Here is a 17,451-nt window from a genome sequence, read left to right as displayed (position 1 = left end):
GCCTGTATCATATACGGGTGTATCGGTAGAAAGTTTCATAGAGTAGATAGTTCTTTTATCTAACAAAAAGCCTCAGACCGCTTTTGCGGCCTGAGGCGCTTTTCTTAAGAAGGTGTTTCTTCTTTTTGATCGAGTTTGATTTTTTTCGTCATTTCTTTGCCGTTTCTGAGAATTTTCACTTCGACGGTGTCGCCGATATTTGCGTCTTTGTATAGGATATTGCGCAATTCGCTGCCTGTGTTGATTTTTTTGCCTTTTAAGCTGATGATAATATCTTCGGCTTTCAGCCCGGCCTTTGCAGCAGGGGAGCCTGAAGCGACTTCACGGATGTATACGCCTTTATTCAGCTGGCTGCCGAATAAGCCAAGTGTGCCTTCTTGATAGTTTTGCGGCACCTGTTCCAAATCGAGCATGCTGACACCGATATATGGACGTTCAATTTGCCCTTTAGACAGCAATTCTTCAGCTATCGGTTTGACGTCGTTGCTTGGAATGGCAAATCCGATGCCCTCAACATCATCTTCACTGATTTTCATGCTGTTAATGCCGACAATTTTGCCGTCTGTATTTAACAACGGACCGCCGCTGTTACCCGGGTTAATTGCGGCATCAGTTTGAATCACGTTAATGCTTGTTTGACCGGCTGATGTTGACAATGAAACTGTTCTATCCACGCCGCTTACAATTCCTTGTGTTACTGTGCGAGACAGGTCTTTACCGAGCGGATCTCCAATTGCAATGACGGTTTCGCCTGTTCTGAGATCCGATGAATCACCGAAGTTTGCTACCTTTGTTACGTGGTCATCACTGATTTGAAGAACCGCTAAATCTGTTAAAGAGTCACTGCCTACAAGCTTTGCTGTCACATCAGTGCCGTCGTATAAGGACACTTTAAGTGAAGTTGCGCCTTCTACAACGTGGTTATTCGTAATGATATAAGCCTTGCCGTTCTCTTTTTTGAAAATGACACCTGATCCTGAGCCGCTTTCTGTATCTTCGCTAGAATCAGAGCCGGAACCAAACAAAGAGCTGTTTGACTGAGCCTGAAGGTTTGTGATACCCACAATCGCCGGTGAAAGATCTTCCACCATATCTGAGATTTTAGAAGAATCCTCGCTCTTAAATGCAGATGAGCTGCTTGAGCCCGTCGAGCTTTTGCTTGATTCAGAGGAGGTGCTTTTAGCTGTAACAGATTGAGTTTGCTGCTGGCTGGACGTCTGTTTCGCTGCGTTCTGAGAATCGTGGTCGCCAAGCGGTGTGAACGTATAAATGCCAAGGGCGAGACTTCCGCCGATGACTCCGCCAAGCAGCGGCCTGAACCATCCGAATCCGCGCTTTTTCTTCTCTTGATCATGAATCACATTGCGGGCTGAGTAAGAAGGGTTTTGATCATTCTCTTTCGTTAAAAAAACCTCATTCTCTTGTCCTTCTGTTCTATTTTCGTCACGATAGTTATCCATCATGTTCACTCCGTTTCTCTCTATTTTCAACTCATTACATCTTGATTATGGCAGTTTTATGACTTGATTTTATCATAAACAAAAACTGTGGGATAAAAATGAAAACTTTATGGGAAATTGTGAAAAAGTACGAAAACCGGTACACTTTATAAGGAATATTGTACATGAAAGGGCTGAAACGATGGAACCAATCGGATTGATCGGATATGGCAGCATGGCGGATATGATCGCCAGACAGCTGCTGAAGCATAAACAAATAGAGGAAAATGAGCTGTTTGTTGAGACAAGAACTAAGGGCGATCGGCTTCAGGCATTGCTCGCTGACTATCCAAACGTTTCGGCAAAACCGCTCGAGGTATGGGCGGAAAAGTGCGCGTTGATCTTTATATGTGTCCCGCCGCTCCATGTCATTGAAACAGTGCGCCGGCTGCACCCGTATGTGAACCGTAATACTCATATTGTATCCGTTGCGGCTGGTGTGCCTCTGCGGCTTTTAGAGGCTGAAACGGCAGCTGGAATATCACGGGTGATTCCGGCCATTACATCTGAAGCAGAAGCCGGCATCTCGCTGGTTGTTCACAGTGAAGCTCTGGCGGCACAGAAGAAAGAACGTTTGGATGAACTGTTATCGGCTTTCAGCACTGTGCGGGAAATAAAAGAATCCAATTTGGATGCCGCCAGTAATCTGACGAGCTCTGCTCCTGGCTTCATTGCCGCAGTGTTTGAAGAATTAGCGCTGGCGGCTGTGAGAAACAGCGGCCTGACAAAAGAAGAAGCCTTTGATTTCCTGATACACTCACTGTATGGGACAGGCAAGCTGCTGATTGAAAAGAAGATGACCTTTGAGGAGACGCTGAACCGTGTTGCAACGAAAGGCGGAATTACAGGAGAGGGGGCGGCGGTGATACGTGCCTCCGTGCCGAATGTATTTGATCAAGTATTTGAAAAAACACTCGGAAAATACGAGCAGCTGACAGAACAGGCAGCAAAAGAAACATGAATCCTTGAAAGAGGATTCTTTTTTATCTCTGACCGTTAGCGATTTTTCCCAGCTATATTGCATTTTTCCTCTTTTTTTAATATAATCTGTTAGAATATTCATAATTTAGTAAAAAAGGAGGAGCGCTATGAAACTGTACATGTCAGTAGATATGGAGGGTATTTCAGGTCTTCCGGATGATACCTTTGTTGATTCCGGCAAACGTAATTATGAACGCGGACGGCTAATCATGACCGAAGAAGCAAACTACTGTATTACCGAAGCGTTTAACAGCGGGTGTACGGAGGTGCTGGTGAATGACAGCCATTCGAAAATGAATAATCTGATGGTTGAAAAGCTTCATCCGGAGGCAGATTTGATTTCCGGCGATGTTAAACCATTTTCAATGGTGCAGGGGCTGGATGATACTTTCACGGGCGCGTTGTTTCTCGGTTATCACGCAAGAGCTTCAACTCCCGGTGTCATGTCCCATAGCATGATTTTCGGTGTTCGTCATTTTTACATAAATGATCAGCCTGTCGGTGAGCTTGGATTAAATGCTTACGTTGCCGGTTATTACGATGTCCCGGTATTAATGGTAGCCGGTGATGACCGGGCGGCCAAAGAAGCTGAAGAGCTCATCCCGAATGTCACAACAGCTGCTGTTAAACAAACGATTTCAAGATCTGCAGTTAAATGTATGTCGCCTGCGAAAGCCGGCCGGCTGCTGACAGAAAAAACCGCATATGCCCTGCAGAACAAGGATAAAGTTAAACCGCTTACACCGCCTGATAGGCCTGTATTGAGCATTGAATTTTCCAATTACGGCCAAGCTGAGTGGGCTCATCTAATGCCGGGTACAGAAATCAAACCGGGAACCACAATCGTTCAATTTCAGGCGAAGGATATGCTTGAAGCCTACCAGGCTATGCTTGTCATGACTGAACTGGCGATGCGAACATCATTCTGCTAAAGGGGTGTAAAGGCTTTGGCAAGATATATAATGAAGCGTTTTTTGGCAATGGCAGCTACGATTTTGGTCATTACCACCCTGACTTTTGTTCTAATGAAGGTCATTCCCGGATCTCCTTTTAATGAGGAGAGGGGTACAAATGAAGCGGTTCAAAGAAATCTCGAAGCCTACTATCACTTAGACGATCCTCTCATTATCCAATACATCATCTATCTAAAATCCATCATTACATTCGATTTTGGCCCTTCTATTAAAAAACCGTCAGACAGTGTAAATGATATGCTGGAGCGCGGATTTCCCGTTTCCTTCGAACTTGGGATGGCAGCGATTGTCATTGCTGTGATCTCAGGGCTGATACTTGGCGTAACCGCCGCGCTGCGCCGCAACGGCTTTTTGGACTACGCTGCGATGAGCCTCGCGGTACTCGGCATTTCCATCCCGAATTTTATTATGGCGACGTTGCTTATTCAGCAGTTTGCCGTCAATTTTAAACTATTTCCCGCCGCTACGTGGACGAGCCCGATCCATATGGTGCTTCCGACCGCAGCGCTTGCAGTTGGACCGATGGCGATTATCGCCAGGCTGACAAGATCAAGCATGGTCGAAGTCCTGACACAGGATTATATCCGCACAGCGAAAGCGAAAGGGCTGTCTCCGCTCAAAATTATCGTAAAACACGCACTCAGAAACGCGCTCATGCCCGTCATTACCGTACTGGGAACACTCGTTGCCAGCATTTTAACAGGAAGCTTTGTTATTGAAAAAATCTTTGCCATTCCCGGAATGGGAAAATATTTTGTCGAAAGCATTAATCAGCGGGACTATCCCGTGATTATGGGAACGACCGTTTTTTACAGCGTCATTTTGATCGTGATGCTGTTTTTGGTCGACTTGGCCTACGGTCTGCTGGACCCGCGCATTAAACTGCATAAGAAAGGGTGAAGCGTATGAATCTCCCTGTACAAACAGATGAACGCCAGCCGCAGCAGCACGTTCAGGTGCCGGACGAATGGTTTGTTACGAATCAGGAAAAGACCCAAGAGACCGATTCAGTCAAACGGCCGAGTTTGTCCTACGCGCAGGATGCCTGGAGGAGGCTGAAGAAAAATAAACTAGCGATGGCCGGGCTTTTTATTCTTTTATTTCTATTTGTGATGGCAGCAGTCGGTCCTTTTTTATCCCCTCATAGTGTCGCGCGCCAATCTCTGACAGAACAAAACCTTCCCCCTTCTGCAGATCATTGGTTCGGTACAGATGAGCTTGGCCGGGATGTGTTTACACGAACATGGTACGGAGCGAGGATTTCGTTATTTGTCGGAGTGATGGCTGCACTGATTGATTTTTTGATCGGTGTCATTTACGGAGGCATTGCCGGCTATAAAGGCGGCAGAACAGACAGTGTTATGATGCGGATTATTGAAGTGCTGTACGGGCTGCCATATCTTCTTGTTGTCATTTTGCTGATGGTCTTGATGGGTCCGGGGCTTGGCACCATTATCGTAGCGCTGACTGTGACGGGATGGGTCGGCATGGCGAGAATTGTAAGAGGCCAGGTGCTGCAAATAAAAAATTACGAGTATGTGCTCGCCTCGAAAACCTTTGGTGCGAAAACCTTTCGCATCATTCGCAAAAATTTGCTGCCGAATACAATGGGCGCGATCATCGTACAAATGACTTTAACTGTACCTACCGCCATATTCGCAGAATCATTTTTGAGCTTTCTCGGTCTCGGCATTCAAGCACCGTTTGCCAGCTGGGGTGTGATGGCGAATGACGGCCTACCGACCATTTTATCTGGGCATTGGTGGCGCCTGTTCTTTCCTGCCTTTTTCATCTCATTAACGATGTACGCGTTTAATGTGCTGGGGGACGGATTGCAGGATGCACTGGACCCTAAGCTAAGGAGGTAGCTGTATGGAGAAAGTTCTGTCAGTCAATGATCTGCACGTTTCTTTTACGACTTACGGCGGGACGGTTCAGGCGGTCAGAGGCGTGAGCTTTGATTTGTACAAAGGCGAAACCTTTGCCATTGTCGGTGAATCGGGCTGCGGCAAGAGCGTCACCTCTCAGAGCATTATGGGACTGCTCCCGCCCTATTCAGCGAAGGTGACAGACGGCAGCATTTTATTTAAAAACAAAGACCTTTGCCGTCTCTCTGACAGAGAAATGAGGAGCATAAGGGGAGCGGATATTTCAATGATTTTTCAAGATCCGATGACGGCGTTAAACCCGACGCTGACTGTCGGAGACCAGCTGGCAGAAGCGCTTCTTCGTCACAAGAGGATGAAGAAAAAGGCTGCTGAGAAAGAGGTTCTTTCTATGCTGAGATTGGTCGGCATTCCAGATCCTGAAGCACGCCTGAAGCAGTATCCCCATCAATTCAGTGGCGGCATGAGACAGCGGATTGTCATTGCGATGGCGCTGATCTGCGAGCCTGATATTTTAATAGCGGATGAACCGACAACTGCCCTTGACGTCACCATACAGGCGCAAATTCTGGAACTGTTTAAAGAGATTCAGAGAAAAACAAAGGTTTCTGTCATTTTGATCACACACGATTTAGGGGTGGTTGCGCAGGTTGCTGACAGGGTGGCAGTGATGTATGCCGGAAAAATAGCGGAAATTGGCACGAGAAAAGATATATTTTACAAGCCGCAGCACCCTTATACAAAAGGGCTGCTGAATTCCGTCCCGCGGCTGGATCTTGAAGACGCGGAGCTGATTCCGATTGACGGCACGCCGCCGGATTTATTTTCACCGCCGCCGGGCTGCCCATTTGCCGCCCGCTGTCCGAGCAGAATGATCGTGTGCGACAGGGTATACCCTGATCAAACCGTTCGATCCGGCACGCACGCTGTTCACTGCTGGCTTCAGGATAAACGGGCTGAGCACGTGGTGCTGCCGGGAGCGAAGGATGAATAACGAAAAAGGGGGAAGAGGATGAAGAAAGTGAAGAAGCTATGGGGAATGGGTCTTGCACTGGGGCTTTCATTTGCGCTGATGGGATGCACGGCAAATGAGCAGGCTGGAAAAGAAAGCGGAGAAGATAAGGCAAAGACAAGCGGAGAAAAGGTACTGTACTTAAATAATGAAAATGAACCGACTTCGTTTGACCCGCCGATCGGTTTTAATAATGTGTCTTGGCAGCCGTTAAATAACATCATGGAAGGGTTAACGCGCCTCGGTAAAGACAATGAACCGGAGCCGGCGATGGCAGAGAAGTGGTCTGTGTCGAAGGATAAAAAAACGTACACATTTACGATTCGGGAAAATGCGAAATGGACGAACGGAGACCCTGTGACAGCCGGAGATTTTGAATATGCTTGGAAACGGATGCTTGATCCGAAAACAGGAGCATCTTCCGCGTTTCTCGGCTACTTTATTGAAGGCGGCGAAGCCTATAACAGCGGAAAAGGGAAAAGAGACGATGTGAAGGTGACGGCAAAGGATGATCATACCCTTGAAGTGACACTTGCCGCGCCGCAAAAATATTTCCTGAGCGTGGTGTCAAACCCGGCGTATTTTCCGGTTAACGAAAAAGTCGATAAAGAAAATCCAAAGTGGTTTGCTGAAGCTGATACATTTGTCGGCAACGGCCCGTTTAAACTGGCGGAATGGAAGCATGATGACAGCATCACAATGGAAAAAAGCGATACGTACTGGGATAAAGAAACTGTTAAGCTTGACAAAGTGAAATGGGCAATGGTGAGTGACAGAAATACAGATTACCAAATGTTTCAGTCTGGAGAATTGGACACCGCATACGTACCGGCTGAGCTAAGTGACCAGCTGCTGGATCAAGACAACGTGCACATCGTTGATCAGGCGGGTTTATACTTTTACCGCTTTAATGTCAATATGGAGCCGTTTCAAAATGAAAACATCAGAAAAGCCTTCGCAATGGCTGTTGATCAGAAGGAAATCGTAAAATACGTCACGAAAAACAATGAAAAACCGGCACACGCTTTTGTTTCGCCCGGGTTTACACAGCCTGACGGCAAGGACTTTCGGGAAGCGGGCGGAGACCTGATCACACCAAATGAAAACAAAGCGAAGCAGCTGTTAGAAAAAGGAATGAAGGAAGAGAAGTATGACAAGCTGCCTGCGGTCACGCTTACTTACAGTACGAAACCGGAGCATAAAAAGATTGCTGAAGCCATCCAGCAAAAATTGAAAAATACTCTTGGCGTCGATGTGAAGCTGGCCAATATGGAGTGGAACGTGTTTTTAGAGGAGCAAAAAGCGCTTAAGTTCCAATTCTCACAAAGCTCATTTCTGCCTGATTATGCGGACCCTATCAGTTTCCTGGAAGCCTTCCAAACAGGAAATTCGATGAACCGCACAGGCTGGACCAACAAAGAATATGATCAGCTGATGAAGCAGGCGAAAAATGAAGCGGATGAAAAAACGCGTTTTTCACTCATGCATAAGGCGGAAAAGCTTCTCATCAATGAAGCACCTATTATTCCGGTTTATTTCTATAATCAGGTCAATCTGCAAAACGAACATGTAAAGGACATCGTCCGGCACCCTGTCGGCTATATCGATTTAAAATGGGCCGATAAAAACTAACACGGCGATTGAGAAAATACTGCTCTCTTTATGTGAAGGAGCGGTATTTTTTCTCTTATTTATACGTATACGTAGGGGGCAGAGCAAATGAAGGGAGCTGATCGGAGTTGAATCACAAGCCGAACGCACTGAAAAAAGGCGATATAGTCGGTGTCATCGCACCTGCAAGCCCGCCTGATCCGAAAAAGCTTGACACGGCGCTTTTGTTTTTAGAGGAGCTCGGCCTTCAGGTAAAGCTGGGCAAGGCGCTGAAAAACCAGCACGGCTATTTAGCGGGACAGGATGATGAGCGGCTGGCTGATCTGCACGAGATGTTCAAAGACCAGGAGGTGAAAGCGGTGCTGTGCGCATGCGGAGGCTTTGGCACGGGACGGATCGCCTCAAGCATTGATTACAGCTTGCTCCGCAAACACCCTAAAATCTTTTGGGGATACAGTGATATTACGTTTTTACATACCGCCATCCATCAAAACACGGGCCTCGTCACTTTTCACGGGCCGATGCTCAGCTCAGATATAGGCCTGGAAGACGTTCATCCCCTGACAAAAGCGTCGTATCAGCAGCTGTTTCAAGAGACGGCATTCACCTATACAGAAAAACTTTCACCGCTGACGGTGCTTGTCCCGGGAAAAGCGGAAGGGGAGCTTGTCGGCGGCAATCTATCCTTGCTGTCATCTACACTCGGCACGCCGTTTGAGATTGATACGAGGGGAAAGCTCCTGTTTATTGAAGATATTGACGAGGAGCCTTATCAAATTGACCGGATGCTGAATCAGCTGAAAATGGCAGGGAAGCTGTCGGACGCAGCCGGCATTCTTGTTTGTGATTTTCATAACTGCATCCCGGTGAAACGGGAGAAATCTTTGACACTTGAGCAGGTGCTCGAAGACTATATTGTGTCCTCCGGAAGGCCTGCTCTTAGAGGGTTTAAGATTGGCCACTGTTCGCCGAGTATTGCCGTTCCGATCGGTGTGCACGCTGCCATGGATACAGCAAAAAAAACGGTCGTCATTGAGGCGGGCGTTTCTGGAGGGGCGCATTGAGTATGAAAATAATAAAAATAGACACAAAACGGGTCGCCGTGCCGCTGACAAAGCCGTTTAAAACGGCGCTTCGCACAGTGTATACAGCTGAATCTGTGATCGTAACGATCACTTATGACAATGGCGCAATCGGATGGGGAGAAGCGCCTCCGACGATTGTGATTACCGGAGACAGCATGGACAGTATCGAAAGTGCGATACACAACGTCTTAAAGCCGGCACTGCTTGGAAGAAGCGTGTCCGGCTGCGAGGCCATTCTGCATGACATCCAGCATCTTCTGGCAGGAAATCAAAGCGCAAAAGCAGCTGTGGAAATGGCTGTATACGACGGCTGGGCGCAGATGGGCGGGCAGCCGCTTTACCAAATGCTCGGCGGATATCGAAGCACGCTTGAAACGGACTACACCGTCAGTGTGAACCCGCCTGAAGAGATGGCGGCGGATGCAGAGCGTTTTCTTAAACAAGGCTTTCAAACGCTAAAAATAAAGGTTGGCAGAGATGACATTGAGACAGATATCGCCCGTATTCAAGAAGTCAGAAAACGGGTCGGGCCTGGGGCGAAGCTTCGTTTGGATGCCAATCAGGGATGGGCGCCGAAAGAAGCGGTAACCGCTATTCGGAAAATGGAGGATGCCGGCCTGGACATTGAGCTTGTCGAACAGCCTGTCCATAAGGATGATCTTGCCGGGCTCAAGAAAGTGACGGATGCAACGGACACGCCAATCATGGCTGATGAAAGTGTATTTACTCCGCGACAGGCATTCGAAGTCCTTCAAACCCGCAGCGCCGACCTGATCAATATTAAATTGATGAAGGCAGGAGGAATCAGCGGAGCAGAGAAAATCAATGCCATGGCAGAGATTTGCGGGATGGAGTGCATGGTCGGCAGCATGATCGAAACAAAGCTCGGCATTACAGCTGCGGCGCATTTCGCGGCAAGCAAAAAAAACGTTACGCGCTTTGACTTTGATGCCCCGCTCATGCTGAAAACGGATTTGATCAAGGGCGGAATTGTATACAGCGGCAGCACGATTACATTGCCAGACCAACCGGGTCTTGGCATTACAGGAGTTGTGCTTCAGAAAGGAGAAACGGAGACATGAACCATACTGTTATATCAGCAGTTGCCAACATATGGACGGCGCCTGATTCACCTCGTCCATTTGATCACACAATGCTCAATCCAACCGTGTCGATCAGAGAATGGCTCAAGAGCATGACCTATGATCAGCGGCTTGGGTTATGTAAAGATAATGTGATCCAAACGCAGGTTCTCTTTGGCGAGGAGGTGCTGGTCACGGCGGAACAGGATGAATGGGTGTCTGTCATTGTGCCCGGCCAGTCATCCCGCAAGGATAAACGCGGATATCCGGGCTGGATGAAAAAGAACCAGCTGATAAACACAAATCTCACACAATCGAATCACACCGTGTCGATCAGCAAACCAACAGCTTTTTTGTATGGGGATACCCGAGAAAAGGAAATTGAACTGAGCTTCTTAACTGCTCTGCCTCTGATTGGTGAAGAGGACGGCTTTTTCAAAGTAGCGACTCCTTTTGGAGATAGGCTTCTGAGACAAACTGATGCGGAGTCTTTTCAGCATAAGAAAGGAACAGCCGAAGACATCATTCAGACAGGGGCATGTTTTCTTGGACTTCCTTATTTATGGGGAGGTATAAGCGGATTTGGATTTGACTGCTCTGGTTTTATGTACAGCTTATTTAAAGCCAATGGGTACAGTATTCCCCGTGATGCGGGAGACCAGGCGAAAACAGGGAAGGAAGTGCCGCTTCACGACATCGGTGCAGGTGATCTGCTATTTTTTGCATATGAAGAAGGAAAAGGAGCAATTCATCACGTGGGTCTGTCCATAGGAGACGGAAAAATGCTTCATTCTCCTAAGACAGGGAAATCGATCGAAATCATCACGCTGAAAAATACAGAATATGAAAAAGAGCTTTGTGCGGCACGCCGCTGTTTTTCAGAATGAGGAGGGAGACACATGACACCACTGCTAGAGGTCAGTCAGCTGAAAATGCATTTTGACGCAGGGAAAAAGCGAACAGTCAAAGCGGTCGACGGGGTAACCTTCCAGGTTCATGAGGGGGAGACGTTCGGGCTTGTCGGGGAATCCGGCTGTGGGAAATCAACCTTGGGAAGAGTGCTGATGCGTCTATACCATCCCACAGAAGGAAGCGTCAAATACCGCGGAACCAATCTTCACGCCCTCAGTGAGAAAGAGCAGTTTGCCTATAACCGCAAACTGCAGATGATTTTTCAGGACCCTTATGCATCACTCAATCCGAGGATGACAGTTCGAGACATCATTCTAGAGCCGATGGAAATTCACAATCTTTACAATACCCATAAAGCGCGGCTCCTCGTTGTGGACGAGCTGCTTGAGGCAGTAGGGCTTCACCCGGATTTCGGCAGCCGTTACCCACATGAATTCAGCGGAGGTCAAAGGCAGAGGATCGGGATTGCCAGAGCGCTGTCATTGAATCCGGAGTTCATCGTAGCGGACGAACCAATTTCTGCGCTTGATGTGTCGGTTCAGGCGCAAGTGGTCAACCTGCTGAAGCGGCTTCAAAAAGAAAAAGGGCTCACGTTTCTGTTTATTGCCCATGATTTATCGATGGTAAAGCATATCAGCGACAGGATCGGCGTTATGTACTTAGGCCACATGATGGAAATTACAGATAGCGGCACATTGTATCGTGAACCGCTGCACCCGTATACGAAGGCGCTGCTGTCTTCGATTCCGATTCCGGACCCTGAGTTAGAGGACAAGCGTGAGCGCATTATTTTAAAAGGGGAGCTGCCGAGTCCGGTTCATCCGCCGAGTGGCTGTGTGTTTCGGACGCGCTGCCCGGAGGCGATGCCTGAATGCGGGGAATCACGCCCTTTGCTTCAAGAAATCGAAGCCGGCCGTTTCGTTGCCTGCCATTTATATCGAAATGCTGAAACGAAAGAAAAGGTGAGATAAATAAAAAGCTGGCTCCGTTGTTAGGAGCCAGCTTTCTTTTATGATTGCTGTAAAAATTTCACGCACACCGGATAAGGGACAGAAACGGTTGAAGGAAGCAGTGTCAGCCGGCCTGTCTCTGTGTCTCTTTCAAACAATACGAGATTGCCTGTTTCTTCGTTTGAAACGACAAGGAAGGACTCCGTTGGATCCAGCACAAAGTCACGAGGCCAGTTTCCTTCAGTCGACACTCTTTCCACAAATGCCAGCTCGCCTGAATATTGATTCACTTCAAACACAGCGATACTGTCATGGCCGCGGTTTGCTACGTAAACAAAACGGCCGTCCTGAGTGACATGAATGGCGCTTCCCTGGCTGTTATCAGTGAAATCATCAGGAATGGCAGAGACGACTTGAAGTTCTCTGAATTCGCCGGCTGTCGGATTGTATTCAAGCGCAATTACTTCATTGCTTAATTCTGTCATGACATAAGCGTACTTTTCTTTTGGGTGAAAAGCGATATGACGAGGGCCTGCACCTGGAGCGAAGGAATGACTACCAGATTCCTTCAATTCACCGTCTTTTAGTTGATAGGTGTACAGCTTATCTGTCCCTAAGTCAACCGCTACAACATAATTATGTTCAGGTGTAAAGCCCGCATAGTGTGTATGCGGCTTTTCCTGTCTTTCATGCGGACCCTTTCCTGTATGGGCGGCTTCTGAAGCGGGGGACTGCAAACCTCCGTCTTTTTGAACCGGAAAAGCGTGCACCTTCCCGCTGTGATAGTTGGCTGTCAATACGTATTGCTGATGATCATCGACGCTTACATGACATGGCGATGGGCCATCGATTAACTGATGATTCAGAAATGTTAATTCGCCGCTGTTTTTATCGATTTGATAGGCAGCAACACCGCCTATTCCGTCTGCTTTTTCAATTGAATAAAGAATCGTGTTGTCTTTATTCGGCGTCACATATGTGGGGTTTCCCAGCTTTGCAGCAAGCTTTGGCTCGCTGAGTGTTTTTTTGTCAGTATCCAGCTCAAATGAATAAATGCCTTCACTTCCGCCTTTTGTATATGTTCCGACATATCCTATGTACTTTGTCATGCGATTTCCCCCTTAAAAATGATGTCATCTCTATATTAACGTATCTTACTGAAATACGCTGTTTAAAACATGAAAAAGGGGAATATTCTTCATTCTCCTCGAATGAGCGGCATCGTACAGCATCTGAAGGCACCGCCTGATTTGATAATTTCTGACAAATCAATTTCGATGATGTGATAGCCTCTTTTGGATAATTCACGATTGACATGACGATTGCCCGGCAGGCTGATGATGGTCTTTCTGCCGATAGACAGGACATTGGTGCCAAGTGTAAATTGTTCGTTTTCCGGTACCTCAATGAGATTGTAACGGTCTGCCAGCATATTGACTTCCTGCTGCGGAAGGGCTTTAGGGTAGATTAACGCTTCGCTTTCAGAAATAATATTAAATACGCAGTCCAAATGCAGAAATTTTTCATGGAGCGGAACTGGGATAATGGTGTATTCAGGAAGCTCTTCTTGCAGCTGGCCGACCGCTGAGATGTCCGTCCGCTGGCTGATTCCGACATAAACGGTATCACCATCTATGACGACGTCACCGCCTTCAATGCTAGTATCGAGCATCCGGGTATAAGGAATCCCTTGATTGTGGAAAAATTCTTTTATCACAGCTTCTTCCCCTTGGCGAATGGGCTCAGTCATGCTGGAAAGAAAGGCTTTTTCCCCGATGACAAAACCGATATCCCGGGTAAATACCTGCTCAGGCAGTCCGTGTTGAACAGGCAAAAGGATGACCTCAATACTGTGTGACCTGAGCTCTTCTACTAAGCGGCTGTGCTGCTCTTTGGCGGTTTTGACCTGAATATTGTCATCTTCAAACTGTTTTTGGGTTTCATTAATTACGTCCTTAATTGTCATATGCTCGGGTTTGCATAAAATAACTTTCTTCAAGGTGCCATATTCTGTTTGGCATACGGTTTTGTGCTGATGTTTTGGTACGGATACATCCATTTGTTTCTCCTCCTGACCGTGTGAAATACGTATATTATTCCCTCATCATCCTGATCATTAAACATTCCAGAAAGAAAACCTCACAGACAAACCATTTTAAATTTTAGACAAATGGATGAGAATATTGTTTAATAGGAGAATATGAGTGCATTTACTAATCGATCAGACATCAAAGGGGAGAAAGGTATGGAAGCACAGGAAACAAAATTTTGTAAAGAGTCAAAGGTTGTAAAAACCAGCAGGGTATTCCCTCTTGATACAAACAATCATAATACGCTGTTTGGCGGAAAACTGATGAGTTATATCGATGATATTGCGTCTATTTCCGCAGCGCGCCATTGCAGACGTGATACGGTAACGGCTTCGATGGACTCTGTCGATTTTCTGAAACCGATCGGGCAAAGGGAGTCTGTCTGCTTGGAATCTTATGTGACGTGGGTGGGCACATCTTCCATGGAGGTGTTTGTGAAAGTCATCAAAGAGCATCTGATGACTGGTGAAAGGGAACTCGCCGCGACATCCTTTTTGACCTTTGTCGCATTAGACTCCAACGGCAAGCCGGTGCCTGTGCCGAGAGTTGTACCGGAGACAGAAGAGGAAATCATGCTGCATAACACAGCGGTTCAGCGTGCAAGTGAACGGAAAAACCGAAAAAAACACAGTCAAGCGCTGGCAAATGTGCTTGGAACAGACAAGCCTTGGTAAACATGAAACCCAAAACAAATTTGTTTTGGGTTTTTTTGTGCCTTCGGATTATTTCGCTGCCGATGCTGATAAACCACAAAGATTAGTCCGTTTTTGCTAGGGAATTCTATGCAAAAGCAACAATTGTCACGTTAAATTGATAATTTTGTGGCAACTTTTTTAAAGATTCATTTAAAATATATCTTTTAAGGGCGGGATCATGTATTTTAAAGGTATATTTAAAATGCATCTTTTCGGAAGGGTTGTTAAACGATGTTAGATAATAAAACAATCGAAATCATAAAAAGTACTGTGCCAGTATTACAGCAGCACGGTGAATCCATTACAGGACGTTTTTACGACCTCATGTTCCAAAATCATCCTGAGCTTTTAAACATTTTTAATCAAACAAACCAAAAGAAAAAAACACAGCGTACTGCCTTGGCGAATGCTGTTATTGCAGCTGCCGCCAATATTGACCGGCTTGGCCATATCATTCCGGTCATCAAACAAATCGGCCATAAACACCGCAGTATCGGCATTAAGCCTGAACATTATCCGATTGTCGGCAAATATTTGCTGATTGCCATTAAAGATGTTTTGGGAGATGCAGCGGCTCCTGACATAATGCAGGCGTGGGAGAAAGCGTATGGGGTAATAGCTGACGCATTTATCAGAATTGAAAAAGAAATGTATGAGCAGGCAGAACATCAAACCGGCGGATGGAAGGAGTATAAGTCTTTCGTCATAGCGAAAAAAGTGCGTGAAAGCAAAGAAATTACATCCTTCTATTTGAAACCGGAAGACGGCAAGCCGTTATGTGAATTTCAAGCAGGGCAGTATATCAGCATCAAAGTCCGGATTCCTGATTCTGAATATACGCATATCCGTCAATACAGCCTGTCCGATATGCCGGGAAAAGACTATTATCGAATTTCAGTTAAGAAAGACGGTGTGGTGTCTTCTTATTTACACAATAAGCTGCATGAAGGGGATTCATTAGAAATCAGCGCACCGGCAGGGGATTTTGTTTTAGATTTCTCATCACGTAAAGATCTCGTTCTGCTTAGTGCCGGAGTTGGCATTACGCCGATGATCAGCATGCTGAAAACGTCTGTTTCCAAACAGCCTGAGCGGCAGACTGTGTTTATCCATGCCGCGAAAAATAGTGAATACCACGCGCTACGCGATGAAGCAGAAGAGGCAGCAGAACATTCTTCTGTTAAAACGGCATTTGTGTATCGCAAGCCAACAGAAAAAGACCGAGCAGGTAACATTCAATTTCATGAAGGGCAGATTGATCAGCAGTACCTCAAAGCTCTGATTGCCAATACAGATGCGGATTATTATATTTGCGGTTCACCTTCATTTATCACTCACATGCATAAGCTTGTATCGGAACTCGGATCAGCGCCAGAGTCTATCCATTACGAAATGTTCGGTCCTCAATTAAGTATGGCGAAGTCTATTTCTTAACTACACGCCGCTCTTCTCAAATATTGGGAAGAGCCCTTTTTAGGATAATAGAAGAAGGCGGACGAGCGCCTTCTTCTACATCCGTACAATGACTGATCCGCCTCCGCTGGTGCATACGCGATTTTGCTGCTCTTGAATCGTTCTCAGCAATTCATTGTTCACCTCGATAGCTCTGATCAATTGTTCCATTTTAAGCTCTAAACCGGCCAGCCTGTCAGCTGTATGGTATGGCTGATAGGCTGGGGATTTTTGCTGTATGCTTTCATAGTGCCAATTGGCACTCTTATGCTGATGTTTCATGCTGTCCCTCCAATCAACATGGCTTTCTACTATGTTATGTGCCTGCATTCTGCACGTTCGCCTATTTAGATGCTGGATGAAGAGGTAAAGATATGCATAGCGTTACGGTCCCAGGGAACAATATATTCATTATGGCTAGCGGATGGAGGGCTATGATCAGTGTTATGGATGGTATGGGCATTTTTACTCAAGCCTGTTATCGTGTTTTCGATTGCTTATATTTTGTTTCGGCTTGCCGGTAAAAAAGCCGTGTCACAAATGAACAATTTTGATTTGCTTTTGACCTTCGCAATCGGAACCATTATCAGTGAGCCGATTCTCACATCCAAACTGCCGATGTCTATTTATTACGCGTGCTCCTTTTTATTGCTTTATCTTCTGATGAGCAAGCTTGCTCTTTCTAATAAGTGGAGGTGGCTGCTGGTGGTCAGTCCGACAGTGTTAATCCGGAACGGGGATATCGATGAGCGTGGACTCAAAAAAGAGAGGCTGACCGTCAATGAGCTGCTCGGAAAACTGAGAGAAAAGGGCTATGCAGATCCGGCTGATATTGACCTTGCCATCATTGAAGAAACGGGAGAAGTAAGCGTGATCCCGACAGAAGAAGCGAGAGCAGTGCAGGTGCGGGATTTGAATATGGAGGCTGAACGGAACTTTATCCCGATTCCCCTCATATTGGACGGCGAGATCCTTGATCACAATTTGAAGTACCTTCAAAAAAACCGAAGCTGGCTGTATGAAAAGCTTGAGGAAAAAGGGCACAGCCCAAAACAGCTGTCTTTGATCACGCTCGGCACGTTAAATGACCGCGGTGACATCTCACTCGATTTGAATACAGCCAACGATTCGCACCATGACCCGTATTTATACAAGCCTGGAAATAACAATTAATTTGTGCCGACATTCTTTCGCGCTTTTTTGATAGATTAGATTGTGCCTT

Annotated in this window: 17 protein-coding genes; 13 read left to right on the top strand and 4 right to left on the bottom strand. The window is 46.5% G+C overall.

What is annotated here, in order from left to right:
* Positions 1 to 104: 104 nt before the first annotated feature.
* Positions 105 to 1,460, bottom strand: coding sequence for a serine protease HtrA (htrA, locus tag NST16_RS10995; protein ID WP_340888338.1), 1,356 nt, complete (start codon positions 1,458 to 1,460; stop codon positions 105 to 107).
* Positions 1,461 to 1,641: 181 nt separating this feature from the next.
* Here htrA and proG point away from each other — a divergent pair, with 181 nt between their 5' ends.
* The 10 genes from proG (at position 1,642) to NST16_RS10945 (ending at position 12,013) form a co-directional block, all read left to right on the top strand.
* Positions 1,642 to 2,460: a pyrroline-5-carboxylate reductase ProG gene (gene proG / locus NST16_RS10990; protein ID WP_340886495.1), complete on the top strand. Its 819-nt coding sequence runs from the start codon at positions 1,642 to 1,644 to the stop codon at positions 2,458 to 2,460.
* Between the two features lie 127 nt (positions 2,461 to 2,587).
* On the top strand, positions 2,588 to 3,412 hold the full coding sequence (dppA, locus tag NST16_RS10985; protein WP_340886492.1) for a D-aminopeptidase DppA: 825 nt from the start codon (positions 2,588 to 2,590) through the stop codon (positions 3,410 to 3,412).
* 15 nt (positions 3,413 to 3,427) lie between these two features.
* Positions 3,428 to 4,354: a dipeptide ABC transporter permease DppB gene (gene dppB, locus NST16_RS10980; RefSeq protein WP_010333935.1), complete on the top strand. Its 927-nt coding sequence runs from the start codon at positions 3,428 to 3,430 to the stop codon at positions 4,352 to 4,354.
* A 5-nt stretch (positions 4,355 to 4,359) separates the two neighbouring features.
* Positions 4,360 to 5,322, top strand: a complete 963-nt coding sequence (gene dppC, locus NST16_RS10975) for a dipeptide ABC transporter permease DppC (protein ID WP_268446417.1) — start codon at positions 4,360 to 4,362, stop codon at positions 5,320 to 5,322.
* A gap of 4 nt (positions 5,323 to 5,326) precedes the next feature.
* Positions 5,327 to 6,334, top strand: coding sequence for an ABC transporter ATP-binding protein (locus NST16_RS10970; RefSeq protein ID WP_268448633.1), 1,008 nt, complete (start codon positions 5,327 to 5,329; stop codon positions 6,332 to 6,334).
* 18 nt (positions 6,335 to 6,352) lie between these two features.
* Positions 6,353 to 7,984, top strand: a complete 1,632-nt coding sequence (gene dppE, locus NST16_RS10965; RefSeq protein ID WP_268448634.1) for a dipeptide ABC transporter substrate-binding protein DppE — start codon at positions 6,353 to 6,355, stop codon at positions 7,982 to 7,984.
* A gap of 107 nt (positions 7,985 to 8,091) precedes the next feature.
* Entirely contained in the window at positions 8,092 to 9,027 is a 936-nt protein-coding gene (locus tag NST16_RS10960) for a S66 peptidase family protein (RefSeq protein ID WP_340886479.1), read from the top strand.
* Positions 9,028 to 9,029: 2 nt separating this feature from the next.
* Positions 9,030 to 10,130, top strand: coding sequence for an L-Ala-D/L-Glu epimerase (ykfB, locus tag NST16_RS10955; protein WP_268448637.1), 1,101 nt, complete (start codon positions 9,030 to 9,032; stop codon positions 10,128 to 10,130).
* Positions 10,127 to 11,017: a C40 family peptidase gene (locus tag NST16_RS10950; protein ID WP_340886473.1), complete on the top strand. Its 891-nt coding sequence runs from the start codon at positions 10,127 to 10,129 to the stop codon at positions 11,015 to 11,017. Before ykfB ends, NST16_RS10950 begins: the two co-directional genes overlap by 4 nt.
* A 12-nt stretch (positions 11,018 to 11,029) precedes the next feature.
* Complete coding sequence (locus NST16_RS10945; RefSeq protein ID WP_010333942.1) at positions 11,030 to 12,013, top strand: ABC transporter ATP-binding protein; 984 nt, start codon at positions 11,030 to 11,032, stop codon at positions 12,011 to 12,013.
* A gap of 38 nt (positions 12,014 to 12,051) precedes the next feature.
* Here the strand turns inward: NST16_RS10945 and NST16_RS10940 are convergent, their stop codons facing one another.
* Both NST16_RS10940 and NST16_RS10935 read right to left on the bottom strand, forming a co-directional pair.
* On the bottom strand, positions 12,052 to 13,101 hold the full coding sequence (locus NST16_RS10940; protein WP_268448641.1) for a lactonase family protein: 1,050 nt from the start codon (positions 13,099 to 13,101) through the stop codon (positions 12,052 to 12,054).
* A gap of 89 nt (positions 13,102 to 13,190) precedes the next feature.
* A complete protein-coding gene (locus tag NST16_RS10935) occupies positions 13,191 to 14,051 on the bottom strand; it encodes a dimethylarginine dimethylaminohydrolase family protein (protein ID WP_340886464.1) in 861 nt (286 codons plus the stop codon).
* A 186-nt stretch (positions 14,052 to 14,237) separates the two neighbouring features.
* Between NST16_RS10935 and NST16_RS10930 the strand changes: the two genes are divergently transcribed.
* Positions 14,238 to 14,756 carry an acyl-CoA thioesterase gene (locus NST16_RS10930; RefSeq protein WP_339181109.1) on the top strand — a complete coding sequence of 173 codons (519 nt, stop codon included), beginning with the start codon at positions 14,238 to 14,240 and terminating at the stop codon, positions 14,754 to 14,756.
* Between the two features lie 252 nt (positions 14,757 to 15,008).
* Positions 15,009 to 16,211 carry an NO-inducible flavohemoprotein gene (gene hmpA, locus NST16_RS10925; RefSeq protein ID WP_340886460.1) on the top strand — a complete coding sequence of 401 codons (1,203 nt, stop codon included), beginning with the start codon at positions 15,009 to 15,011 and terminating at the stop codon, positions 16,209 to 16,211.
* Between the two features lie 75 nt (positions 16,212 to 16,286).
* Here hmpA and NST16_RS10920 read toward each other — a convergent pair whose 3' ends face one another.
* Entirely contained in the window at positions 16,287 to 16,511 is a 225-nt protein-coding gene (locus NST16_RS10920) for a hypothetical protein (protein ID WP_340886457.1), read from the bottom strand.
* Between the two features lie 159 nt (positions 16,512 to 16,670).
* Between NST16_RS10920 and NST16_RS10915 the strand changes: the two genes are divergently transcribed.
* Entirely contained in the window at positions 16,671 to 17,402 is a 732-nt protein-coding gene (locus NST16_RS10915) for a DUF421 domain-containing protein (RefSeq protein ID WP_339181112.1), read from the top strand.
* Positions 17,403 to 17,451: the final 49 nt, after the last annotated feature.

This window comes from Bacillus sp. FSL K6-1005 (assembly GCF_038000225.1).
GTDB lineage: Bacteria > Bacillota > Bacilli > Bacillales > Bacillaceae > Bacillus > Bacillus mojavensis.
The sequence above is the reverse complement of the archived record's forward strand: the minus strand, read 5'-3'. Positions and strand labels throughout refer to the sequence as shown.